Source organism: Photobacterium carnosum (assembly GCF_002849605.1).
Lineage (GTDB): Bacteria > Pseudomonadota > Gammaproteobacteria > Enterobacterales > Vibrionaceae > Photobacterium > Photobacterium carnosum.
On record NZ_NPIB01000001.1, the window covers coordinates 489,762 to 512,944 of the forward strand.

At 39.5% G+C, this 23,183-nt stretch carries 24 protein-coding genes and 2 tRNA genes; 9 read left to right on the top strand and 17 right to left on the bottom strand.

Annotated features, from left to right (window positions below; translation table 11 throughout):
- Window positions 1-32: 32 nt before the first annotated feature.
- The 9 genes from CIK00_RS02225 to CIK00_RS02265 all read right to left on the bottom strand — a co-directional run bounded on the left by CIK00_RS02225 (window position 33) and on the right by CIK00_RS02265 (window position 7,543).
- Window positions 33-755 carry a flagellar basal body L-ring protein FlgH gene (locus CIK00_RS02225; RefSeq protein ID WP_101767385.1) on the bottom strand — a complete coding sequence of 241 codons (723 nt, stop codon included), beginning with the start codon at window positions 753-755 and terminating at the stop codon, window positions 33-35.
- Between the two features lie 91 nt (window positions 756-846).
- Complete coding sequence (flgG, locus tag CIK00_RS02230) at window positions 847-1,635, bottom strand: flagellar basal-body rod protein FlgG (protein WP_101767293.1); 789 nt, start codon at window positions 1,633-1,635, stop codon at window positions 847-849.
- A gap of 19 nt (window positions 1,636-1,654) precedes the next feature.
- Complete coding sequence (flgF, locus tag CIK00_RS02235) at window positions 1,655-2,404, bottom strand: flagellar basal-body rod protein FlgF (RefSeq protein ID WP_101767294.1); 750 nt, start codon at window positions 2,402-2,404, stop codon at window positions 1,655-1,657.
- Window positions 2,405-2,550: 146 nt separating this feature from the next.
- Window positions 2,551-3,936: a flagellar hook protein FlgE gene (gene flgE, locus CIK00_RS02240; protein ID WP_101767295.1), complete on the bottom strand. Its 1,386-nt coding sequence runs from the start codon at window positions 3,934-3,936 to the stop codon at window positions 2,551-2,553.
- An 8-nt stretch (window positions 3,937-3,944) separates the two neighbouring features.
- Entirely contained in the window at window positions 3,945-4,691 is a 747-nt protein-coding gene (locus CIK00_RS02245; RefSeq protein ID WP_101767296.1) for a flagellar hook assembly protein FlgD, read from the bottom strand.
- A 17-nt stretch (window positions 4,692-4,708) separates the two neighbouring features.
- Complete coding sequence (gene flgC, locus CIK00_RS02250; protein WP_101767297.1) at window positions 4,709-5,122, bottom strand: flagellar basal body rod protein FlgC; 414 nt, start codon at window positions 5,120-5,122, stop codon at window positions 4,709-4,711.
- A gap of 3 nt (window positions 5,123-5,125) precedes the next feature.
- On the bottom strand, window positions 5,126-5,521 hold the full coding sequence (flgB, locus tag CIK00_RS02255) for a flagellar basal body rod protein FlgB (RefSeq protein ID WP_101767298.1): 396 nt from the start codon (window positions 5,519-5,521) through the stop codon (window positions 5,126-5,128).
- A 200-nt stretch (window positions 5,522-5,721) separates the two neighbouring features.
- On the bottom strand, window positions 5,722-6,549 hold the full coding sequence (locus CIK00_RS02260; protein WP_101767299.1) for a CheR family methyltransferase: 828 nt from the start codon (window positions 6,547-6,549) through the stop codon (window positions 5,722-5,724).
- 52 nt (window positions 6,550-6,601) lie between these two features.
- Window positions 6,602-7,543, bottom strand: a complete 942-nt coding sequence (locus tag CIK00_RS02265; RefSeq protein ID WP_101767300.1) for a chemotaxis protein — start codon at window positions 7,541-7,543, stop codon at window positions 6,602-6,604.
- Window positions 7,544-7,632: 89 nt separating this feature from the next.
- On the opposite strand from CIK00_RS02265, the gene flgA reads away from it, so the two are divergent.
- The 3 genes from flgA to CIK00_RS02280 all read left to right on the top strand — a co-directional run bounded on the left by flgA (window position 7,633) and on the right by CIK00_RS02280 (window position 9,336).
- Window positions 7,633-8,370, top strand: a complete 738-nt coding sequence (gene flgA, locus CIK00_RS02270) for a flagellar basal body P-ring formation chaperone FlgA (RefSeq protein WP_193435445.1) — start codon at window positions 7,633-7,635, stop codon at window positions 8,368-8,370.
- A 139-nt stretch (window positions 8,371-8,509) separates the two neighbouring features.
- Window positions 8,510-8,818 carry a flagellar biosynthesis anti-sigma factor FlgM gene (flgM, locus tag CIK00_RS02275; RefSeq protein WP_101767302.1) on the top strand — a complete coding sequence of 103 codons (309 nt, stop codon included), beginning with the start codon at window positions 8,510-8,512 and terminating at the stop codon, window positions 8,816-8,818.
- Between the two features lie 89 nt (window positions 8,819-8,907).
- Window positions 8,908-9,336 carry a flagella synthesis protein FlgN gene (locus CIK00_RS02280; RefSeq protein WP_101767303.1) on the top strand — a complete coding sequence of 143 codons (429 nt, stop codon included), beginning with the start codon at window positions 8,908-8,910 and terminating at the stop codon, window positions 9,334-9,336.
- A gap of 3 nt (window positions 9,337-9,339) precedes the next feature.
- Here the strand turns inward: CIK00_RS02280 and CIK00_RS02285 are convergent, their stop codons facing one another.
- Entirely contained in the window at window positions 9,340-9,786 is a 447-nt protein-coding gene (locus CIK00_RS02285) for an LPP20 family lipoprotein (protein ID WP_101767304.1), read from the bottom strand.
- Between the two features lie 11 nt (window positions 9,787-9,797).
- Window positions 9,798-10,433: a FlgO family outer membrane protein gene (locus tag CIK00_RS02290; RefSeq protein WP_101767305.1), complete on the bottom strand. Its 636-nt coding sequence runs from the start codon at window positions 10,431-10,433 to the stop codon at window positions 9,798-9,800.
- A 147-nt stretch (window positions 10,434-10,580) separates the two neighbouring features.
- Here CIK00_RS02290 and CIK00_RS02295 point away from each other — a divergent pair, with 147 nt between their 5' ends.
- The 3 genes from CIK00_RS02295 to CIK00_RS02305 all read left to right on the top strand — a co-directional run bounded on the left by CIK00_RS02295 (window position 10,581) and on the right by CIK00_RS02305 (window position 12,650).
- Complete coding sequence (locus CIK00_RS02295) at window positions 10,581-11,705, top strand: flagella assembly protein FlgT (RefSeq protein WP_101767386.1); 1,125 nt, start codon at window positions 10,581-10,583, stop codon at window positions 11,703-11,705.
- Window positions 11,706-11,751: 46 nt separating this feature from the next.
- Window positions 11,752-11,828, top strand: a tRNA-Arg gene (locus CIK00_RS02300).
- Window positions 11,829-12,110: 282 nt separating this feature from the next.
- Window positions 12,111-12,650, top strand: coding sequence for a hypothetical protein (locus tag CIK00_RS02305; protein ID WP_101767306.1), 540 nt, complete (start codon window positions 12,111-12,113; stop codon window positions 12,648-12,650).
- A gap of 51 nt (window positions 12,651-12,701) precedes the next feature.
- On the opposite strand, the gene CIK00_RS02310 is transcribed toward CIK00_RS02305, so the two are convergent.
- From CIK00_RS02310 to zipA, 6 genes are all read right to left on the bottom strand, one after another.
- Window positions 12,702-12,777, bottom strand: a tRNA-Ala gene (locus CIK00_RS02310).
- Between the two features lie 139 nt (window positions 12,778-12,916).
- Window positions 12,917-14,341, bottom strand: coding sequence for a glutamate--tRNA ligase (gene gltX / locus CIK00_RS02315; RefSeq protein ID WP_101767307.1), 1,425 nt, complete (start codon window positions 14,339-14,341; stop codon window positions 12,917-12,919).
- Window positions 14,342-14,515: 174 nt separating this feature from the next.
- Entirely contained in the window at window positions 14,516-14,818 is a 303-nt protein-coding gene (locus CIK00_RS21155; protein ID WP_144043128.1) for a hypothetical protein, read from the bottom strand.
- 18 nt (window positions 14,819-14,836) lie between these two features.
- Window positions 14,837-16,246: an OprD family porin gene (locus tag CIK00_RS02325; RefSeq protein WP_101767309.1), complete on the bottom strand. Its 1,410-nt coding sequence runs from the start codon at window positions 16,244-16,246 to the stop codon at window positions 14,837-14,839.
- A gap of 535 nt (window positions 16,247-16,781) precedes the next feature.
- Window positions 16,782-18,800 carry an NAD-dependent DNA ligase LigA gene (ligA, locus tag CIK00_RS02330; protein WP_101767310.1) on the bottom strand — a complete coding sequence of 673 codons (2,019 nt, stop codon included), beginning with the start codon at window positions 18,798-18,800 and terminating at the stop codon, window positions 16,782-16,784.
- A gap of 142 nt (window positions 18,801-18,942) precedes the next feature.
- Entirely contained in the window at window positions 18,943-20,229 is a 1,287-nt protein-coding gene (zipA, locus tag CIK00_RS02335; protein WP_101767311.1) for a cell division protein ZipA, read from the bottom strand.
- A gap of 352 nt (window positions 20,230-20,581) precedes the next feature.
- Here zipA and cysZ point away from each other — a divergent pair, with 352 nt between their 5' ends.
- The 3 genes from cysZ (at window position 20,582) to CIK00_RS02350 (ending at window position 23,170) form a co-directional block, all read left to right on the top strand.
- Window positions 20,582-21,343 carry a sulfate transporter CysZ gene (cysZ, locus tag CIK00_RS02340; RefSeq protein ID WP_101767312.1) on the top strand — a complete coding sequence of 254 codons (762 nt, stop codon included), beginning with the start codon at window positions 20,582-20,584 and terminating at the stop codon, window positions 21,341-21,343.
- A gap of 249 nt (window positions 21,344-21,592) precedes the next feature.
- Window positions 21,593-22,561 (top strand): cysteine synthase A, encoded by a 969-nt coding sequence (cysK, locus tag CIK00_RS02345; RefSeq protein WP_101767313.1) that lies wholly within the window; start codon window positions 21,593-21,595, stop codon window positions 22,559-22,561.
- Between the two features lie 321 nt (window positions 22,562-22,882).
- Window positions 22,883-23,170 carry an HPr family phosphocarrier protein gene (locus tag CIK00_RS02350; RefSeq protein WP_101767314.1) on the top strand — a complete coding sequence of 96 codons (288 nt, stop codon included), beginning with the start codon at window positions 22,883-22,885 and terminating at the stop codon, window positions 23,168-23,170.
- Window positions 23,171-23,183: the final 13 nt, after the last annotated feature.

Below are 23,183 nucleotides of genomic sequence, written 5' to 3' on the forward strand. Positions count from 1 at the left end.
AGGCGATATGAATAATAAGATTAAAAATTCTATTAAAAAGCGACATTAAAAAAACGGGATAACCAATTTTGCTGCTGAACATCTTGGCGATCACCAGTGCCTGAATATTGAATGCGCGCATTAGAAATACGGGTTGAAGCAATGCTGTTATCTTGATCGATATCATCAGGTCGAATATTGCCACTCACGCGAATATATTCCTCACCAGTATTAAGCAGTAGCCATTTTTCACCTCGAATCACTAAATTACCATTACTAAGCACATCAACAACTTCAACTGAAATAGAACCTTTAATACTATTACTTTGATCAGCCGATGTTGACCCTTCAAAGGTATTATTATTTGCCATTGCATAAGACAGGGTGTAATCGCTTAAAGTAACAGGCTTACCCCCTAGTTCTATCGGCTTCATGTGAAGATCGGTTTTCTTATCAAGATCTGAACTGGCATTTTTCTTAGCGGTCATTTTTTCTTCAAGTAAAATCGTCACAATATCACCGATACCTCGCGGCTTAGTATCATCATATAAATCTTGTGCTTGATCTTGATTAAATAGCGATCCTGTTGCGGTAGCATAATGCTCAGGCTTATCTTGAGGGCGAACCGGATTCCATGCAGGATCATTCATTTGCGCATCTTCACGTGAGCGTAAACGATCAATTAAACTCTTCGATTCAGTCTGCTTTCCTTCAACAGCATCAATATTAGTGGTCGCTTTTTTAATATCACTGCCCACAGCATCAGGCGTTGACATACACCCCGTTAAACTACAAACAAGCGCAACCAACAGCCAGTGACCATAATGATTTGAATGTGTTTTCACAACGATTCCCTAGCCAATAAACTTATAATTGCTGATTAACGTAACTCAACATTTGGTCAACGGTTGAAATCACTTTGGAGTTCATTTCATAGACCCGTTGCGCTTCAATCATATTCACTAACTCTTCAGTCACATTCACGTTTGACGTTTCAAGCATTGATTGACGAATAGAGCCAAAACCTTCTAAACCCGGCGTGCCTTCTTGAGGATCACCACTGGCTCCCGTTGATAAGAATAAATTCTGCCCAATAGGCTCTAAACCTGCGGGATTAATAAAATCAGTGGTGGTTAATTGACCGAGCACTTCGTTCTCTTGTTGATCACGAATACGTGCCGATACTTCACCATCAGTACCCACGGTAATACCCACCGCATTATCAGGCACTACAATTTCAGGCTGAACGGGATAACCGCTACCACTGGTAACTAAAATACCTTGATCATTAATGGTAAATTGACCATTACGGGTATAACCCATATTGCCGTCCGGCAGTAACACTTGAAAAAAACCATCGCCTTCAATCATCATATCCATGGCGTTATTGGTGGTTTGGGTATTACCTTGAGTAAACACTTTTTGGGTCGCGACTACTTTGGCGCCCGCACCAAGCATTAAGCCACTCGGTAAGGTCGTATCTTGAGTCGATTTGCCCCCAGGCTGATTAATATTTTGATAGAATAAATCTTCAAAAACCGCGCGACTCTTCTTAAAGCCGATAGTTGATGCGTTAGCTAAATTGTTAGAAATAGTTGAAATATTAGCTTGTTGGGCATCTAAACCCGTTTTACTAACCCATAATGCTGGATGCATGCTGTTCGTCCTTTAATAATTAACTGATACGCATCAGTGAAGATGAGGATTTATCCATTTCTTCGGCTGTTTTCATTAACTTCACTTGCATTTCAAAATGACGCTGTAAGTCAATCATGCTAGTCATTTCAGCTACTGCATTAACATTACTGCCTTCAAGCATACCTTTCTCTAAGCTAACGCTGGCATCCGCATCTAATGGGTCACGATTGCCAATTACTTTAAATAAACCATCGGTATCTTTAAATAAACTGCGATTATCAGGCTTTACTAATTTAATCCGATCAACCGTTACCATCGTATCTGGCGGTGCGCCCTTAGGTAATACTGAAACCGTACCATCATGACTAATTTCAATTTTATTAACAGGCAGAGGAATAAAAATAGGATTATCGTTACGCCCTAAAACAAGCTGACCATTGCTATTTTGAAGCATACCCATTTGATCAACTTTGAGATGGCCTGCACGGGTATAACCTTCTTGACCACCAACATCTTGGACAGCTAACCAACCATTGCCTTGTATCGCAACATCAAGATCGCGCCCAGTACTGATCACTGAACCTTGAGCAAAATCGTTACCTGTTCGTTCCGCCATGGTAAATACACGACTCGGCACCCCTTCACCAAACACCGGCATACTACGTGCTTGCTGTAAATCAGCACGAAAGCCTGTCGTGCTAACATTAGCAAGGTTATTGGCATGAACTCGCATACCTTGCATATCTTGTTTTGCCCCGCTCATCGCGAGAAACAGCGCCCGATCCATTTTTTTGACACTCCTCTGTGCATTAACCGATTTAAAGCAAAAATTACGCCAAGATGTAGATAAAGAATAACAACTGATGAGAAATGAGAACTGGAGAAACAAAAACGCCACCAATAGCGGTGGCGTTGTTCAACTCACAACAATAATTAACGAATCTGAAGAATGTTTTGTTGAAGTTGATTATTAACATCCAATGCGCGTGAGCTGGCTTGGAAGTTACGCTGAGCACTGATCAAATCCACCAGTTCTTGGGTCATATCAATATTTGATTGCTCTAAGGCACCACTTTTTATTGCACCAAATGAACCTTGAGATGCATCACCCCAAACCACTTCACCTGATTCTTGAGTGGCATTCCACAGCGAACCACCAAGTTGAGTTAGCCCTTGTTCATTGGCAACTCGCGCCATTGCAACACGACCCACAACCAAATCTTTACCATTTGAATAAGACGCCATAATATTGCCATCAGGATCGATATCTACTTTCGATAAATATCCTGTTGAAGCACCATCAACATCTTGAAATTTGCGTACTTCAAACGCAGAAGCATACTGGGTTGGATCTTCATAATTCATAGTGATGGCTTGAGTACCATCAGCACCACCAACATCAATAGCCGCCTCTGCAAAACTTTCCATTTGAATATTTAGAGGTGTTCCTGAAATAGCAGCTTCAGGTGGTACTGCAGGTGTTCCTTTTAGTGGTTGTCCATTAGCATCAAACTTCATCATATAACCTAGATGACCATTTGAACCTGTCACTGAATACCCCGCTGGTAATGATCCAGCTTTAGCGTCTAATGCTTTTTCTTTACCATTATTATCAGTAACAGTTTGATAAACTTCCCATGAATTGGCATTGGTAGGAGTAGGCGTAACGGCATTAGGATCGTATTTAGCCACATAATAAGTGGTCATTTTATATGGCTTACCCAATGAGTCATAAATCGTTGAGGAGGTAGAACGACTAAATGATTCTGGCTTACTAAAATCAAATGGCTGCGTTTTAGGTACGGTTTCTTTATTGGGTAGATTAAGTGACACCTTAATATTTTTAGATGCCGTTGGCTGCCCAAAAACGTCATCAATTTTCAATGACTTAGCCTCATAAGAAGCAATGGTATTTGAATCTTTGTTGACGGGATAGCCAAGTAAAAACTTTCCTTCCGCATTGACTAATTCATTTTCATTGTTTAATTGAAACGCACCATTACGGGTTAAATTACTGTTCGAGGCTTCATTCTTATTATTTGCAACCGCAAAAAAACCAGCACCAGATACCCGTAAATCTAACGGGTTATTAGTATAAATGCTTGAACCTTCATGAAACTGTTGCGCCACGGTTGAGGTTTGTACACCGCCACCCGTGGTCGTTTTAGCATTAGAGAAAATAGAATTAGAGTACACATCACCAAACTCTGCGCGTGACTCTTTAAAACCAAAGGTATTGGCGTTGGCAATATTATTACTGGTGGTATTTAAGTCCTTTTGTGCAGCACCCAAGCCACTTAATGCGATATTCATACTCATGAGTTCAATTATCCTTGTTGTGTACTAAGTGGTGCCGCTGATTGTGTACTTTTACCAATTTGTAAGACTTCAGCTAAATTGACAGGTTTCGTAACACCCGCCAGATTTAGCATCACTTTACCGTCACTATTACCCAGTAAAACACTGTTAACATTGGCATGAGTTAATACTTCAAATTGTTGACTCTCACCGCCTACATTTCCAGATACCGAGAAATTATATTTGCCTTGGGGCATCACATTACCAGCATCGTCTTTACCGTCCCATGCAAACGGGTGTTCCCCTGCGGATTTTGCGCCAAGAGTAACAGTCTTCACTAATACTCCTTGCTCATTTTCAACCCGCAGAATAGCGTTATCAACCCCTTGTTGCATGCGTACCATACCCGCCATTTCACCATCATTAGTTTTCAATGCCGACGCACTTGGAATAAGCACATCTTGCCCAACCAACGATGAAGCTTGCAGCGCTTGGTTTGATGTCATAGCACTATTGAGTGAACCGAATTGTTCATTCATTTTATTGATACCATCAACGGTAGCAAAAGATGCCATCTGGGCGATCATTTGATCATTACCTACAGGCTTAAACGGATCTTGTTGCGCTAACTGTTTAGTTAACAAAGATAAAAAATCGTTTTGTTTTAATTGATTAGTACCCGTTGTAGGTTGTTCTTTTGCAATCTTTTTATCTTGCATACCCTTTAACTGGTCAAGATAAGAAAGAGATTGCCCTGCGCCATTAATGGTTGTCATAACACAAGCTCCTTAGCTTATTTGCCCATCTGCAAGGTTTTCATCAACATTTGCTTACTTGCATCTGCCACTTGAACATTATTTTGATAAGAGCGTGATGCCGAGATCATATTGGCCATTTCTTCCATTACATTAACATTAGGTTTATAAATATAACCGGCACTGTTAGCCAATGGATGCTCAGGGTTATATTCCGCACTTAATGGCTCATTACTTTCAACAATCCCTTGCAGTTGCACTGGCACGCTAGCATCGCCTTGATAAACACTATCAAGCGCTGCCGCAAAAATAGGATAACGCGCTTTATAGGTTTCTTCTGCTGAACTACTAATACTATTAGCATTGGCTAAGTTACTAGAGGTGGTATTAAGTCGTACTGATTCTGCACTCATAGCAGAACCTGTAACATTGAATATATTAAATAAACTCATCCATTATTCCCCTTTCAATGCTTTAGTTAAATTCTTAAATTTAGACCCTAAAAAATCTAACGATGCTTGGTATTCAATACTGTTTTGCATAAACAAGTTTTGTTCTAATTGCGCATCAACGGTATTGCCATCGCCAGTATCAGGTTGAGTTGGCACTCGATAAAGTTGCTCACCACTGGCGGCAGGAGAGGCAGTAATATGCCGCCGATTGGTACGACTAAGGCCAACGTTTGCCCCTGCAGTTGCCGATTGCAGGACGCGGCTAAAGTCGATATCTTTTGCCTTAAAGCCGGGAGTATTGACGTTAGCAAGGTTGCTCGCCAACGTTTCAGCACGTGTTGCACGTACGCCAACGGTATATTGATGAATACCTAATGCTTTATCAAAAGAGATCGACATGCTTTGCCTCTGCGTGAAATTCATTGTCACTATGACAACAACAGTAAAGCAAAGACAATGCCAAGATGGGAACGAGAGAGAAAAAGGTAGGGAAAGCAGGGAAAGCAGGGAAAGCAGGGAAAGAATATAGATATTGGAACAGGGTATCAAAACTCAAAACCTCGTCCCTCTTTCCTCTCCCCTTAATTTTGTTAATGAAATTATTTTAATTTGTAAATAATACCGGGATTACAACGTACCATTTCAAACCGATCACACAGCCCCGTTAATGATTCTGAAGCGCCAAGAAATAAATAACCACCAGGATTTAAACTGGCCGCTAATTGATTTAGCACTTTTACTTTGGTTTCTGGTGAAAAGTAAATTAAAACATTGCGGCAAAATATCACATCAAATTTACCCAATAGAACGTAGCTATCTTTTAAATTTTGAGTGCGGAAATTAACCAGTTGTTTTACGCGTTGATTAACTTGCATACCGCCACTGATATGCGCTTCAAAAAACATTCTTCGACGCTCAACCGATAAGCCGCGACTTAACGCAAGATTGTCATAAACCCCGTTGCGACACATATCAAGCATCGTTTGTGAAATATCTGTCGCAGTGATCTGAATGCTAGGTAATAACCCAGGTCGTTTCAATTGCTGCTCTAAAATAGTCATCGCCATTGAATACGACTCTTGCCCTGATGAACTTGCCGCTGACCAGATCTTTAATGGTCTTCTATTAGCTGCAAGCTCAGGCAATATTTTATCAGCCAACACAGTAAACGGATAACTATCGCGAAACCATAATGTTTCATTCGTTGTCATTGCATCGATTACTGCAACTCGTAATTCACGGTTTCGGCCTTTCAAGGTGTCTTGTAATAAATCGGATAAAGAAAGTAATCCAAACCGTTTAACCAAAGGACTTAAACGGCTTCGCACTAAATATTGCTTACTGTCTCCCAAAACGATGCCACACTGTGCTTCAAGGAAATGACAAAAGTCATAATAATCTTGATAATTTACCGTTAATGTTGTCATTAATCACTCTTTCTTATTTTTGTCATGTATTGCACGTCGACTATATTTATTATTAAGAGCTAACACTAACTGCTGTCACTGTGGTCATAGCATTTTTCACTGCACGTCCTAGCTCATCAGGATTAAATTTAGGAATAAAAGCATTAGCACCCACACGTTCAACCATCGCCTGATTAAATACCCCACTCAATGAAGTATGTAAAATAACATACAGATCTTTTAACACTGGATCGTTACGAATAGCGGCAGTTAAGGTATAGCCATCCATTTCAGGCATCTCAATATCTGATATCACTAAGGCTAATTGTTGATAAATACTGCCATTTCCAGCCATCGATTGTAGTGTTCTAAGTGCTTCTTTACCGTCTTTGACACAAATACAATCACACCCTATTGATTCAATCGCACGTTGTACTTGTTTACGCGCCACCATTGAATCATCAGCAACTAATACGGTTTTTACTGTGGGTATAATCAGGCTAATTTCATCCAGTAATTCAATCGACAAACAGGTATCTACTGGAGAAATTTGATCAAGGATCTTTTCTACATCAAGAATTTCTACTAATTCATTATCAATTTCAGTGACTGCGGTGAGATAATTACTACGTCCAGCACCTTGTGGCGGTGGTAAAATAGCTTCCCAATTTATATTCACAATCCGCTCAACCGCTGAAACTAAAAAACCCTGCACCGAACGGTTAAACTCAGAAATAATAATAAAACAATTACTGATATCGTCGACCGGCCGACCGCCCGTTGCAAGACTCATATCTATCACTGAAATTGTCTGACCGCGAATATAAGCGATTCCTTTAACAAACGGATGTAAATTCGGCATCGATGTTAACTTAGGGCACTGTAAAACTTCTTTAACTTTAAAGACATTAATCCCATATCGCTGACGCCGATTAAGTCGGAAAGTAAGTAATTCTAATCGATTTTGTCCAACCAACTGTGTACGTTGATTGACGGAATCTAAAATACCTGACATGTGAAAGGGTTCCCTGCCTAAAAATATTAACAAGACCAATACAAGCAATTTTTCGAATAATTACTTATGATAAGCCGCTTAATGACCAAATGACTACCACCAACAAAGAGTATAACGCCGTGATCACTCATCGATATTTAAACTTAATTTGCATTATTATCGGCAGTTTATTGCTGAACTTTAGTATTAATGTTCATGCCACACAAATCTCACAACAAAGTATTATTCAGCAAACGGCAGCAGATCATATAAAACACTCATTCACTCCATCTGATTTTGGTAGTGTCAATATTACTGCGGCGACATTAGATTCTCGATTACGGTTTCCAACCTGCTCTAGCCCTCTCGTTGCAACCACGCCGGGTAAACAAACGTTATCAGGTAATGTTACAGTACTGGTGCGGTGTAATAGTGAAGATTGGCAACTCTATGTTCCTGTCAATGTGCAACAAACACTGCCACAAGTGATCGCCACAACACACCTAGGCCGCGGCGCTTTACTCAGTGCTGCCAATATAAAAATTGCTATGATAGAAAACCGTTTTCAACGAGGGGTTAGCTTTACTGATCCACAACAAATTATCGGCTCAAAAGTAAAGCATACCGTGAAAGCAGGTGATGTCATTCAAGCAAATGATATCTGCTTAGTGTGCCGTAATGACAGTGTGTTAATTCGAGCAAGCCAAACAGGATTAGCCATTGTAACCACAGGCAAAGCATTATCAGATGGAGCAATCGGTGATGAGATTCGAGTACAAAACAGTAAATCAAAACGGATCATTGACGGGGTAATTACCGCGGTTGGAGAAGTGTCGGTAAAATATTAATTACCTTATAAAATCGGCTTACTAAACTCAAAATAATAAGCCATAATATTTTGGTGTTAGTAAACAAAAAAAGCTAAAGTTTATAGTCTATACGTCGATAATTGACTATAACTCTATTGGCATCAACAGGTACTAAATTATGACAAACATTAATCATCTTCGAGGTGGACAACCTCTGAATACAACCCGTACGGTTAACCACACCAAAACGGCAACTACGAATACTCCACAAACAACAATCGCTGAACCACAGCATGATGCTGTATCGTTAAGCTCTCAAGGTAAAGCTGTCGGTCAAATTCATCAGCAATTAGCAGCAGAAACCAGTTTTGACTCAGCAAAAGTAGCTGAAATAAAACAAGCTATCGCAAATGGTAGCTATACTATTGATGCCGACAAACTCGCAAGTAATATGATTAAATTTGAAGATGAACTTAATGGTCTTTAATGCTGTTGTTATTAAAAGCTGATGTCATTAACAACTAATGGTTATTAAAAGACGAATGTTATTGTGCATTCACTATAAGGGTCTTGGTTATGAAATACACTATTGAGCAATTGCTTGAGCTTCAACATACAGCTTTGGTATCACTTGCTGAATTACTCAACCAAGAGAAAACAGCCATCGCTCATCGACGTGCATTAGAAATAGAACAATTTGCAAAAGAAAAACTTACACTGATCAATAGTATTCAACAACATGATTATTTGATTGCTAATCACCCGCAACGACAACAGTTGCAAGATGATGAATTACTTAGTCAACATGTTGATGCGATTCAGCAATTAGTGACATTATGTAAACAACGTAATGACATCAATGGCGAAGTATTACAACGGGCACAATTAAGTTTTCATAAACTCAATAACCTGTTCCAACAAAGCCGAGGTCGCTACCAAATGACCTATAATTGTGATGGTAAAGCACAAAATGTTCGCTCATTAGGCACCAACCTTAAAGCCTAAGGATTAGAACATTATTTGCTGATTATTGGGCACATGAAACACTTCACCATGTTGCTTCATACGCTCCATCAAACCTAAATTTAATTCCATTTCAGTTACATAGCTATCACCCACAGGATAGCTACGGATCACTTTTGCACCACGAATAATACCATCAACCGCACCATCAGTATTTTCCGGCCCTAATTGTTGATTTGATAACGATGTCGTCGCAGATATCCGTAAGCCATAAATCTGCTCTGAAAGCTCTCGATAAGCATCAAGCTTTGATGCCCGCATTGCCCGTAAACTTTTCTCTTCTTGAGTACGACCATTTTGCTCACTAATAGATGCATAACCAACCGCAAACACCCTTTCATTACTACGCGTCAAATCGGGATTAGTCGCACTATTTGACGCTGAACACCCAGATATGACAATTAATAACATCACTGCTAGCCATTTACTCATGAAGCTTATCCTTAAGGTCGTAACACGATATTATTAGTGGTTTGCTGTTGTTGTTCAGTACGTATAATAACGCCATTACGTATTTGAATCTTATTCATAAAATCTAAATCACGCCCAATACGTTCAGCAGGTAAAAAGCCTTGCGCAGTGGCAATCACAACATGTGAACGCATTCCAATAATACGCGCATTCACTAACACCCCGCCGCTTTGACGCAACATCGTCCCCGTTAATACATAATCAACAGGTTGTTGTGCTGATAATTCTTGCCAATTACGACTAATACTAAAATCACCATTCTGAGTAACTTTAATCACGCCTGTTGACTTGTAATCAACCACCGTAAACCCGCGTTGTTGCATCTGAAACATAAAATTTTCACTGACTACATTTCCTAGCCAATTAGTCACACCCATATCTTGTAGGTCAACAAACGATGTCACAGCTAACGGCGTACTAGCAGTTAAATATTGATTTGATTCAATCAGCTGATTAGTCAACCCTTCAACGAAATAATCAACCGTATGACGCGGCGTCGTTGTTAACGAGTACCCAGGTAAAGAAAATTGCTCTTTACCGTTATAAACTTGGGGTCCAACACAGGCAGTTAATAGCAGCGCACACACCACTAATATAATTTTGTTCATTTTTAGCCACTCTTACTACGGGTGATAAAAGATATATAACTCACGAATACAATTTCTTTAATGAGAAATACCAATTGGGAACACTCTTTGCATTCCGTTATGGTTATGTCTCGATTAAAGCAAAAAACATACCTAAACTGGCCTTTTATGAATAAAAAATTATTACTCTGTTTAAGCGTCTTATGCCTATTCGTTTCACACTCCATCAATGCACAGTGGGTACAAGTGACGGGTGAGGCGACTATTCTTGAAAGTAAAGCTACCGCACGAGTCAATGCCTTAGAGAATGCGGTCTTCCAAGCGATGAGATTTACTGGCGGTGAGATTGCGAGCCTACCCATGCTTAAAACTTATCTACAAGAAAATCGGCAGCAATACCGTTTTAGCGGCAATGAAATTCGGCATATTAGTGTATTAGAACAGAAAGATATTGGCGGCAAGATGTATGTCACCGCCAGAATAGATATTTACCCATCGGCAAAAAGTTGCCACAAGATACAATATAAGAAAGGGTTATTGCTGGGTAAATTTTCACTGACAGAACCGCAACAAGCAGCAATGGGCAGTATTTATCAATTAGGTAATGATTTTTCAAAGGTTTTACAAAAAAACATTCAACAACGTTCACAAAGTTTTTTAGTGACGGGGGTCACTCAAGTACCGTTTAGTGTCAATCACGCTGATGCGATGATGATGCTAGCAGAAGATAATGACGCACAATATTTGGTTAGTGGTGAGATCACCGATATATCAACAACAATTGATAATCGCCAACACATTAATCGTCAATTTGCGATTACGTTAGATATTATGGATGGAAAAACGGGAGAGATAATCTATCAAAATAGCTACCGAGATATAGGCTTATGGCCTTTTTCTCGCACGAGTTATGTAGATACTAAAACGGCACGCTTTTGGGTATCCCCCTACGGACAAAGTATTCAACGTGTCACTCAAAATATGATGTTAGATATTGAAAGTGCTCTTTCATGCCGAGCAAGTTTACCTGAAATAGTTAATATCCATCAGGGAGTTGCTCAAATCAATGTTGGCCGTGTACATGGCGTTCACAATGGCGATCAACTTAAATTATGGCATAGTGCGGGATTTATCGATCAAAAAGGTATTCCACGCAACCGCATGGTCGAAACAGCAATTACACTAACCGTTGATAGAGTCTATGAAAAATCTGCTGAGCTTAGCGTTAACCAACCACAACTGGCATCTAGCATTCAACCTGGCGATTTACTGACCAAGCAGTTGAATCAATAACACTATTTTCTTAAACTCTGATGATTTTCGCGTATACTGTGCAAATGCTCTCTTAGCTCAGATGGATAGAGCGTCCCCCTCCTAAGGGGAAGGCCGCTGGTTCGACTCCAGCAGGGAGCACCATATTAAAAAAAAGCCAACCACTAGGTTGGCTTTTTTACATTTCATACTTGCATCTCAATTTAATTAATGACACTAATAACTGTGCTTTTTATTACGATAAAATCACGTTCACTTAGGCAATTAAAAATTATCAGTTGCATCATTAAATCAATATAAAACTAATGTATTAACGTCATCTTGAAACATAACGTTACAATATTTGAACATTGTTTTTTATGCACATTTGTTTATACTGCCTAAAATTTATAAATTTCTTCTTATACATTTATTTTGGATATTTTTATGAAAATCAAATTAGCATCTTTTATTGTATCAGCAGTACTTCTTGCCCCTGCAACTGCAATGGCTAACACACCCGTTCAACTTTCTGTACCAGGCGTAAATCTACCAGCAGGTAATGTTTCTGGCGTTCGTTTAAACGTACTTTACGGACAAACAAGTCAAGTTGAAGGTGTTAACTTTTCATTGTTAGGTTTATCGTCTATTAATAACTTTACTGGTCTTAACTTTGGTTTGGCATTTGGTATTAACCACACCACATCAAGCATGACAGGTTTAGAATTTGGTTTAGCTAACTGGAACGAAGGCAATGCTACAGGTGCTGACTTTGGTTTAGTTAACTACACTGGCAACAATTTCACAGGTGCTCAATTTGGTACCTTTAACTATGCTGGTTCTCTTAATGGCCTTCAGTTCGGTTTTGTTAACGCAACAGATCACATTAATAAAGGTGTGCAGATTGGTCTAATTAACTACGATAAGTCAGGTACTTTTGTAAGTAAAAACCTGCCAATCTTCCCAATTATTAATGCGCGTTTTTAATCGTTACTAAACGCAAAAAACCTCGCCAGTTAACTGACGAGGTTTTAAATTTGGTGGAGCTAAACGGGATCGAACCGATGACCTCTTCGCTGCCAGCGAAGCGCTCTCCCAGCTGAGCTATAGCCCCAATATACGGCTTATAATATTGATGTTTTTAAACAATGTCATTATCGTAAAACAAAAAATGTGATCAGCTTTACGTTCGTTATAAAAAAACGGAAGCATCAATGACGACACCTCCGTTCTTATTAACAATAAACTAATGTTTACGCGTTAGCTTCACGAGCTGCAATATAATCTAATGCCATCTTAATACGTGTAACCACACGCTCTTTACCAATCAATTGCATTACTGCATCAACTGATGGTGATTGACCTTGACCTGTAACCGCAACGCGTAGTGGCATACCCACTTTACCCATACCTAATTCAAGCTCTTCACAAACTTGAGCAATAACAGCATGTAGGTTTTCAGTTGTCCACTCTTCTAGAGCTTCGACTTTCACAAGTGCTAATGCCAATGCATCTTTAGCGACTGGGCGTAAATGCTTCTTAGCCGCACCTGCTTCAAACTCACTAAAATCTTGGTAGAAGTAGCGTGATTGCTCAGCTAATTCGATCAGAGTATGGCAACGCTCACCCACTAGAGTGATCACTTCAGTAATTGCAGGACCATTTTCAATTGATATTTGTTTTTGATCTAAATGCCATTGTAGGTATTTAGCAACATATTCAGGTGCTGCTGTTTTAATGTAATGGTTGTTTAGCCATAACAATTTATCAGTATTGAATGCTGATGCTGACTTGCTCACTGACTCAAGCTTAAAACAATCAATCATCTCTTGTAGTGAGAAAATTTCTTGGTCACCATGAGACCAACCTAAACGTACTAGGTAGTTTAATAGAGCATGCGGTAGGAAACCGTCATCACGGTATTGCATTACACCAACAGCACCATGACGCTTAGATAGTTTAGCGCCATCATCACCAAGGATCATTGCACAGTGTGCAAACTCAGGTACTGGAGCACCAAGTGCTTTATAAATATTAATTTGACGAGGGGTATTGTTAATGTGATCTTCACCACGAACAACTTGAGTAATGCCCATATCCCAGTCATCAATAACAACACAGAAGTTATATGTTGGGCTACCGTCAGTACGACGAATGATCAGATCATCTAATTCACTGTTTGAAATTTCGATGTGGCCACGGATCTTATCCTCAAAGATCACTGTGCCTTCTTTTGGATTACGGAAACGAATACAGAATGGAGAATCTGCTGTTGCTGCCGCATTTGCTGCAATAATTTTAGGATGATTAGCATCATAACGTGGCTTAACACCATCTGCCATTTGTTGCTCACGAATCTCATCAAGCAGTTCTTTCGGGCAATAACACTTATACGCTTTATCTTCTGCTAGTAGTTGATCAACCACTTCATTGTAACGATCAAAACGCTTAGTCTGGTAATAAGGACCTTCATCCCAATTTAACTCTAACCATTCCATGCCTTCCATAATCGCATCAATCGCTTCTTGGGTTGAGCGTTCGATATCTGTGTCTTCGATACGTAATACGAATTCGCCGCCCATATGCTTAGCAAATAGCCATGAATACAATGCTGTACGCGCACCACCAACGTGCAAAAAGCCAGTTGGGCTTGGTGCAAAGCGAGTTTTAACCGTCATTGAGATTACCTTATGAATGATGGATGACACAGTAAAAGCTACTGTGCTAAATCTATTGATAGGTATTCTAGCACTGTGAGGTAAATCTACAATAATCAGGAAGACGAGAGCGTAAAATAGTCATGACGAATAAGTAATAATAAAAAATTAGAGAGTCCATTCTCTACTCTCAAATCAAAAGTCGTATGACTCTCCACCATTCTGCTCACATATAAACCAAGGGACAAAAATTGTTTCATTATTTGATAAATGGCAGTATGTCTGACCAAAGCCACCAGCACCATTAGAACCGCCTGATGCAAAAGCTCCCGAGCTAACTGTTAAAACCATCGCAGCCATAATACCAATAATATATTTTTTCATATAATCACCTTCGCTAGTTGAGTTGCCTAACTCAATTGTAGGAAGAAGATGAATAATCCTGTTCTCTTTTTTAAGATAATAAAAAAGCCCATCGAAATGGGCTTTTAAATTCATACCTAACTAATTGTTATATTAGAAAGTATAAGGAATAATAACTTGGAAACGTAAATCTGTTTCATCTGCAGAAGCTGCACCAGCAAACTCATCACGCTCTAGCATTGTTGCGTGTAGACGTAATGTAGAACCTTTAAGTGCACCATTTTGTACTGAGTAAGATACTGTACCATTAACTGCGTACTCGCTTTCGTAATCCCAGTCACCCATAGCGCCATCAGCTGCTGACTTGCTGCCAGAACCGTAACCCAAGCCTAGGTAGTAGTTCCAACCATTGCCTTGGTCATATGATAAACGGTTGTAGATAGATACTTCACCAGATTTGTTCCAATCAGATAGTGCATCCCACCATAGTGAATATGTACCATTTGTCATACCGTAGGTGTAAATCATACGAGGGTTAACATCACGATCGTTATCACTCTTCGCGTACTGAAGATCTGTCATCCATGAGAACTGACCGAACTTAGCGTTGAATGATAGACCCGTGGTGTAACCTAGACCGTCATATTGTACGTCATCATTTACACCGTAGAAATCGTATGCAAGTGACATGTTTTCATTGATATTGTACTTAGCGTAAACCTTGTAACCTGTTGTATCAGTCTTATCATGGTAACTAGTTACCTTATCTGCACCCCAATCAATACCATTTGCATATTGAATATCAGTTACTTGACCAATACCGAATTGTAGATATAACGCGTCAGTTGCATTACCCTGTAAACCTAGAGAGTGTGCAATCCCCCAAGAGGTGTCAGACCATAATGCAGGTGCATAATCATTTTTACTTAGTAACCAAGGAGCAGTGAATTGGTCAGCAATAAAGTAAGTTGCTTTAAAGTTACCAATGTTTGCATTCAGTTCAGCACCACGGTATGTACCAGGAACGAAAGACCATACGTTGCCTAAAACACCATTACCATTTGATTGAGTAAAACCAAAACGACCATCTACATTTTCGCCAGCTTTAAATTTTAATGCTGCTTTAGTGATCTTAACTTGGTTACCTTCACCAGCACCCCAGTCAAGGTTATTTGATGTAGAGATTTCATTCGCTAAATATTCACCTTTAGCATTTTGAAGGCTATCATTGTATAAATCACCAGATAAATAACCACCGATATCGGCACCTAACCAACCGTTATGGTAACCAGAAGTAAAGTCTAAAATTAGGTTATAAGCAGAGTAATTTAGACGACTCCACGTATCGCCATCTTCACCGCCAGGCTCACCAGAAGTTCGAGTACGAGAACGCGTATCAACAACAGCAACACCAGCTAATGTTGAATCATCAAGAAACTCATTAACAGCTACCACATATTCTGGACCCGCGGCACTGTCTGCTGCTGCCATAACTGGCGCAGCAGATAATGCACCGATCATTGCTGCGGTTAAAGCCGAAACTTTAAAAAACTTTGATTCCATGGAATAACTCCTAAAAGATATTAGCTGTTTACTTGCCCCTGAAAGGTTGGCCGCCGAAGGTGGCAAGTAAATCTCCTATATGTCGGTCGAATCATTTCAACCAATTCATATTATTTCTTTTTAAATTGAACTTTTAAGTAACTTCGGTACTAAGACTACTTTCGCAGCGCAAAACATCAATAAGAACTTACTTTTTAATAGTGAAAATATGATTGAGTGCAAACTTTTGGCGCTATAGTGATCAATGTCATAGGTTTTCACTTTTGTGAAAAAAATAAAAATAAATCATTATAAAACAATTAGATATAAAAAATAAAAATGATTAATGTGAGTGGTGTCATATTTTATAAATAGTACAATTAACAAAGCTATAAATAATAAACTATGGCTATTAATTGAAAACTTTTTTCATTGTGACCATTAAATAAATACTAAAAATTAAGTTTTCTCTCGATAATCAGCACACATATTGGTTAAATAGCAGCCACAAAAAAGCCCCACAAAAGTGAGGCTTCAATATTAAATGGTCGTAATTTTATGCATTAGTCATTAAATCAACCAGCTGTTGTTCATCCCAAATTTCAATATTTAACTCTTGAGCTTTAGCTAATTTAGATCCCGCCGCTTCACCAGCAACCAATAAATCAGTTTTCTTAGAAACACTACCCGTTACTTTAGCACCTAAAGCTTGTAAGGCTGCTTTAGCGTCACCACGAGTCAACTGTGATAATGAACCTGTAAGTACTACCACCTTACCCTCTAATGGCAATTCAACCCCTGCTTGAGGCTTTTCAATAGTAGGCCAATGAATACCTTGCGCTAATAACTCTTCAATCACCGTCATATTATGTGGTTCACGGAAGAAATTAAACAAATGCGCGGCAACAACGTCACCCACATCAGGGACTTTAATCAGTTGTTCTTTAGATGCCTGACTGATCGCGTCTAAAGTTTCAAAATAATTAGCGACATTGGCAGCGGTTGCTTCACCCACTTCACGAATACCTAATGAATAAATAAACCGTGCTAACGTCGTTTTTTTCGACGCTGATAACGCATCAATTAATTTTTGAGCTGATTTAGGCCCCATACGCTCAAGTACCGTTACCTCTCCAGCACTGAACTTAAACAAATCAGCTGGCGTTGAAACCATTTCACGATCAACTAATTGCTCAATGACTTTTTCACCACAACCATCAACATCTAATGCTTTACGTGAGACAAAATGTTTAAGTGCTTCTTTACGCTGTGCTTGACAGAATAAGCCACCAGAACAACGCGCAACAGCCTCTCCTTCAACACGTTCAACTTTAGACTGGCACACTGGGCATTCTGTCGGAAACACTATCGCCACGGCATCAGCAGGACGACGAGACTCAACCACGGCAGCAATTTGAGGAATAACATCACCTGCACGACGAATGATCACCGTATCACCAATCATGACGCCTAAGCGTGACACTTCATCTGCATTGTGCAACGTCGCATTACTGACGGTAACTCCGCCAACAAATACAGGTTCAAGTTTTGCTACTGGTGTTATCGCCCCTGTGCGGCCAACCTGAAATTCAACATTATTTAAAATAGTCATTTCTTCTTGGGCTGGGAACTTATAAGCAATCGCCCAACGAGGTGCACGAGCAACAAAACCCAGTTGCTGTTGCAGATCTAATTGATCAACTTTGATCACCACCCCATCAATTTCATAACCTAAAGATTGGCGTTTTTCACCAATCATTTGATGATATTCAATCACCGCCTCAATGCTATCAACACAACGAATTTCTGGGCACATTGGCAATCCCCACGCTTTTAACTGACATAAACGTTGATATTGCGTATCAGCTAACTCTCGCCCTTCTACGACACCCACCGCATAGGCATAAAAACTTAGTGGGCGGGTAGCTGTAATCTTAGGATCAAGCTGACGTAAACTACCTGCTGCCGCATTACGTGGATTAGCAAATGTTTTAAGGCCTTTTTTAAGTGCGTTAGCATTGAGTTTATCAAAGCCTTTTTTGGGCATAAATACTTCACCGCGCACTTCTAGCCGTTGCGGCCAATCATCACCCCGTAACCGCAATGGAATAGCACCAATAGTACGTACATTATGGGTAATATTTTCCCCCGTAGCACCATCACCACGCGTTGCGGCTTGAATAAGCACCCCATTCTCATACAATAAACTAACCGCTAAGCCATCTAATTTAGGCTCACAACAATAACTAATACTGCTGCTGTCACGTAATCGATCTTGAAGTCGCTTTTGAAAATCACGTAAATCATCATCATTAAACGCATTACCTAATGACAGCATCGCAATTTCATGGGTAACTTGAGTAAAACCATCAAGCGCACTACCACCAACTCGCTGGCTCGGTGAATCATTGGTTATCCACTGCGGATGCTCCGCTTCAATCGCTAATAACTGTTGCATTAAACGATCATATTCAGCATCTGGGATCTCAGGGTTATCTTCAACGTAATAACGATGACCATGATAATCGAGTTGTTGTTTTAAGCTGGCAAGTTGTTGCTGAAGGTCGGTGCTCATTTCAATTCCTACCTGAAGAAAATGTCAATTAATGACTCTAAATAACAAAACTTCAAATCATTATGGTTATGACAATAAATACAATAAAATTCAGGCCCCCGAAGGAGCCTGAATTAGCATCACTAAATAATAATCTATTTGATTAACATTGATTATATTTTACTGATTTCTCTCGATATGCTGCGATACGATTAGGCGTTATCATGACCCGATCTTTATCCATCACATCGGCATTAAGTTGATCAGCAATTTGCTGTGCCGTTTGTAACATCATATTAAAATTACTTGATGCTTTTCCATGACATGGCAGCATTAAGAAAAAGCCAATGCCTGGAGTTTCAAAATGCTGGTAATTAATTTCAGGAAATGTACCAGGATTAAGCAAATTAGTTACCGAAAAAATAATTGGCCCTGTACCTGTTAAATCAGCATGGCGGTGAAACACTGAATTTTCACCAAAAATCAAACCATTACGTTCTAAACATGCAAATAATGATGGCCCACGCAATACCTTTCCTTTACGTGCGTGCACGCAAACAGATAAGTAACTTGGTGGTAGTTGTTCAGGCTCAGGTAATACTTCTGGCTCAAGAACCACTTCAGGTTCTGGAATAATTTCAGGCTCAGGTATTACAGTGGTGATCGTCTCAGTTGTCACTGATTCAACAACAGATTGCGACTTATCATCTTCAACGACAGGCGTAAAAATAGGGGTTGGAGCAGTTATAACTTGAGCTGCAACGGTTGGTTGAGCGGCAACGGTTGGTTGAGCGGCAACGACTGGTTGAGCTGCAACGACTGGCTGAGCTGCAACGACTGGCTGAGCTGCAACGACTGGCTGAGCTGCAACGACTGGCTGAGCTGCAACGACTGGCTGGGCTGCAACGACTGGCTGAGCTGCAACGACTGGCTGAGCTGCAACGACTGGCTGAGCTGCAACACTTGGCTGAGCTGCAACACTTGGCTGAACTGCAACACTTGGCTGAACTGCAACACTTGGTTGAGCGACAACACTTGGCTGAGCTGCAGATCCAATATGCATCTGTGGTTCAATACGCTCGTGAGCTACAATTTTTGAGATGGGATTTACACTTTGAGGTACGGTTTCACCTAATAAAGGATCATGTTGAGGACGTTCACCAAAACTAAAACCAGGCTCTTTACGCTTAGCTTCTGGTTTCGTTACAGTAACATCCGCTTGATTTACTTTAGTTTCTGTCACTTCCGATGCATGACTTACTACACGGACGTCACTAACACTCTCTTGGGCAAGATCTTGACTTTCAAGATTTGCTTCATCTATTTTACTTAGTGGTTTTTCACCAAATTTAGCTGGTTTTTCTTTTCTATTTGTCCATAGACCATGAAAAAGAAGCGCTGCAATAGCTAACGCACCAACAATAATAAGAACTAGACGCAATTCCTGCATATGAATACTCTAAATTAACTCGTTATCCCTTTACGGGGTTAATAATAGAAAAAAATCTACTAGGAAACTTAGTATCTAGTTAGAATTTCTCACCGAATGACTTACTGTACCAAAATTCACTTGACAATGAGAAGATGAATATTGAGATTCCATCAAGGATAGTGTCAGCTTGCAGTTTTTTGTACAGATTTACATCATTTTTGTATTGTGACTCATCATTTTTATTTTGTTGTTAAAGTAATGACAACAATTTTGTTATTTGATTCCATCCTACCTCTACCGTTAACATTGATAAAGAAACCTAAACAAATGAGCAGTAAAACACTAAAAAATGCTTGTTCCGGAGAAAGAAATGTCACAACAGCATAATATAAGATCAACGACCAGCGGTGCTGGTTATTTTTTTCAAGGCTTAAAACTCGCCTCTCAACCAGGTACGCGACGTTTTGTTCTCATTCCTCTGCTAATCAATATTGTATTACTTGGTACAGCTTTTGCTACATTATTAAATCATTTAGGCGGATGGATTAACCATTGGTTAAGCTATTTACCTAGCTGGCTGGACTGGCTTTCTTATCTTTTATGGCCATTACTTGCTATTGCCGCCCTCGTCTCATTCTCATACTTTTTCAGTACCATCGCTAACTGGATAGCAGCGCCGTTTAACGGACTGTTAGCTGAATATCTTGAAGCAAAACTTACAGGGCAAACACCACCAGATGATAGTTTCAAAGCATTAATAAAAGATCTACCTCGAACGATGGGTCGAGAATGGACCAAACTTAAGTATTATCTACCCAAAGCCATTGGATTACTCATTTTAATGTGGGTTCCAGTTATTGGCCAAACAGTTGCACCAATATTATGGTTCTTATTCAATGCTTGGATGATGACCATTCAATATGTTGATTATCCATTTGATAACCATAAAGTGCCATTCCCTACTATGCGAGATGCACTCAAACAAAAACGAGGACAAGCATTAAGCTTTGGCGCTGTCGTGATGCTATTAACGATGGTTCCTATTATTAATTTATTTGTCATGCCGATTGCTGTATGTGGAGCAACTGCAATGTGGGTTGATCATTATCGTACCCAATTTAAACGTTACTAGTCATTATTAATATTTCAAATATAAGGTCAATAGCTTCTCGCTGTTGACCTTTTTTATCTTTTAGCGTTACCAATAAATACGATTTCAATAGCAATAAAATGCAACAAATAATAAACAACAATATAAAAATAATAGCAACTATCACATAATAACAATAAGATATAACCATTAATTACTTTGCAAATATAAAGACAGGTATATGCTTAATCTATTCAACATTAAGTCTAATTTGTCACGAAGGAATGAAGTATGAGCAAAATATACGAAGACAACTCTCTCACTATTGGTAACACTCCGCTGGTACGTCTTAATCGTGTCAGTAATGGCAAAGTGCTTGCGAAAATTGAAGCTCGTAATCCTAGTTTCAGTGTCAAATGCCGTATTGGTGCCAATATGGTGTGGGAAGCAGAAAAAAATGGTCTCTTAAAAGAAGGCATTGAACTCGTAGAGCCAACCAGCGGTAATACAGGTATCGCACTTGCTTTTGTGGCTGCTGCCCGTGGTTATAAACTTACCCTGACCATGCCAGAAAGCATGAGTATTGAACGTCGTAAATTATTAAAAGCCCTTGGTGCGAAATTGATTCTCACAGAAGCTGCCAAAGGTATGAAAGGTGCTATTGATAAAGCAGAAGAGATTGTCAATTCAGATCCAAATAAGTATTTACTATTACAACAATTTAATAACCCTGCTAACCCTGCTATTCATGAAAAAACCACCGGCCCTGAAATCTGGGATGCTACCGATGGTGAAATCGATGTTTTTGTCTCAGGTGTTGGTACTGGCGGAACACTAACCGGTGTTAGCCGTTACATAAAACAACAACAAGGCAAAGCAATTACCGTTGTTGCCGTTGAGCCCACAGAATCGCCAGTAATCACTCAAACCGTAAATGGTGAAACGATTCAACCAGGGCCACATAAAATTCAAGGTATTGGTGCAGGCTTTATTCCTGGCAACCTTGACTTAACACTTATCGATGAAATTGAGCTAGTCAGTTCAGAAGATGCTATTGAGATGGCACGTCGTTTAATGAATGAAGAAGGCATATTAGCTGGAATTTCATCCGGTGCAGCCGTTGTTGCAGCAAATAATATTGCCGCTAGACCAGAATTTTCCGATAAAAATATTGTTGTTATTTTACCCAGTTCAGGTGAACGCTACTTATCAACAGCACTTTTTGCGGGTGTCTTTACAGAAAAAGAAACCCAACAGTGATCACACTTTGTGATGTTATATAGGTATATCTACACTCAAAAAGGCCCTTTGCGGGCTTTTTTGTTGCATTTTATTCTCAGCTTTACTATAAAGCTGATGCGCTTTATTTTTAGCATCAAAATAAAAGGACAATTATTAGTCAATTTTGATTAATACCCAAAAAAAAGTTTCTCATAAAACTTTGACTTGGATTAAAGCTAAGACAGCATGTTATTAGGTAGTTTATACTACTTGAACAATATGCTGAGACTATAATCACAGCGGTTATAGTGCATAGAGCAAACTATTAATATAACAATTATATCTAAATCGGGGTGACATATGTATCAGAAGCAAGTTGAAATCACTGCACCAAACGGCCTACACACTCGTCCAGCGGCACAGTTCGTTAAAGACGCAAAATCATTTGAAGCAGACATCACAGTAACTTCAAACGGTAAAAGTGCAAACGCTAAGAGCTTATTTAAGCTTCAAACACTTGGCCTAGTTAAAGGTGCTGTTATTACTATCGCGGCAGAAGGAGCACAAGCTCAAGAAGCAGTAGATAAGCTAGTAACTCTTACAGAGCTACACGACGGTGCTGAAATCGCAATGTTCCGCGAGATCTAAACTAAGTTTGTAT

Excerpts from the sequence above, each read along its gene's own strand:
- CIK00_RS02265 (WP_101767300.1), bottom strand. The coding sequence starts at position 7,543 with ATGTCAGGTATTTTAGATTCCGTCAATCAACGTACACAGTTGGTTGGA.
- flgF (WP_101767294.1), bottom strand. The coding sequence starts at position 2,404 with ATGGATCGGGCGCTGTTTCTCGCGATGAGCGGGGCAAAACAAGATATG.
- flgA (WP_193435445.1), top strand. The coding sequence starts at position 7,633 with ATGACTACCACCAACAAAGAGTATAACGCCGTGATCACTCATCGATAT.
- CIK00_RS02225 (WP_101767385.1), bottom strand. The coding sequence starts at position 755 with ATGTCAACGCCTGATGCTGTGGGCAGTGATATTAAAAAAGCGACCACT.
- cysK (WP_101767313.1), top strand. The coding sequence starts at position 21,593 with ATGAGCAAAATATACGAAGACAACTCTCTCACTATTGGTAACACTCCG.
- ligA (WP_101767310.1), bottom strand. The coding sequence starts at position 18,800 with ATGAGCACCGACCTTCAGCAACAACTTGCCAGCTTAAAACAACAACTC.
- CIK00_RS02295 (WP_101767386.1), top strand. The coding sequence starts at position 10,581 with ATGAATAAAAAATTATTACTCTGTTTAAGCGTCTTATGCCTATTCGTT.
- flgE (WP_101767295.1), bottom strand. The coding sequence starts at position 3,936 with ATGAGTATGAATATCGCATTAAGTGGCTTGGGTGCTGCACAAAAGGAC.
- cysZ (WP_101767312.1), top strand. The coding sequence starts at position 20,582 with ATGTCACAACAGCATAATATAAGATCAACGACCAGCGGTGCTGGTTAT.
- CIK00_RS02285 (WP_101767304.1), bottom strand. The coding sequence starts at position 9,786 with ATGAGTAAATGGCTAGCAGTGATGTTATTAATTGTCATATCTGGGTGT.
- CIK00_RS02280 (WP_101767303.1), top strand. The coding sequence starts at position 8,908 with ATGAAATACACTATTGAGCAATTGCTTGAGCTTCAACATACAGCTTTG.
- gltX (WP_101767307.1), bottom strand. The coding sequence starts at position 14,341 with ATGACGGTTAAAACTCGCTTTGCACCAAGCCCAACTGGCTTTTTGCAC.
- CIK00_RS02290 (WP_101767305.1), bottom strand. The coding sequence starts at position 10,433 with ATGAACAAAATTATATTAGTGGTGTGTGCGCTGCTATTAACTGCCTGT.
- CIK00_RS02260 (WP_101767299.1), bottom strand. The coding sequence starts at position 6,549 with ATGACAACATTAACGGTAAATTATCAAGATTATTATGACTTTTGTCAT.
- CIK00_RS02305 (WP_101767306.1), top strand. The coding sequence starts at position 12,111 with ATGAAAATCAAATTAGCATCTTTTATTGTATCAGCAGTACTTCTTGCC.
- zipA (WP_101767311.1), bottom strand. The coding sequence starts at position 20,229 with ATGCAGGAATTGCGTCTAGTTCTTATTATTGTTGGTGCGTTAGCTATT.
- flgM (WP_101767302.1), top strand. The coding sequence starts at position 8,510 with ATGACAAACATTAATCATCTTCGAGGTGGACAACCTCTGAATACAACC.
- flgB (WP_101767298.1), bottom strand. The coding sequence starts at position 5,521 with ATGTCGATCTCTTTTGATAAAGCATTAGGTATTCATCAATATACCGTT.
- CIK00_RS02245 (WP_101767296.1), bottom strand. The coding sequence starts at position 4,691 with ATGACAACCATTAATGGCGCAGGGCAATCTCTTTCTTATCTTGACCAG.
- CIK00_RS21155 (WP_144043128.1), bottom strand. The coding sequence starts at position 14,818 with ATGAATTTAAAAGCCCATTTCGATGGGCTTTTTTATTATCTTAAAAAA.
- flgG (WP_101767293.1), bottom strand. The coding sequence starts at position 1,635 with ATGCATCCAGCATTATGGGTTAGTAAAACGGGTTTAGATGCCCAACAA.
- flgC (WP_101767297.1), bottom strand. The coding sequence starts at position 5,122 with ATGAGTTTATTTAATATATTCAATGTTACAGGTTCTGCTATGAGTGCA.
- CIK00_RS02350 (WP_101767314.1), top strand. The coding sequence starts at position 22,883 with ATGTATCAGAAGCAAGTTGAAATCACTGCACCAAACGGCCTACACACT.
- CIK00_RS02325 (WP_101767309.1), bottom strand. The coding sequence starts at position 16,246 with ATGGAATCAAAGTTTTTTAAAGTTTCGGCTTTAACCGCAGCAATGATC.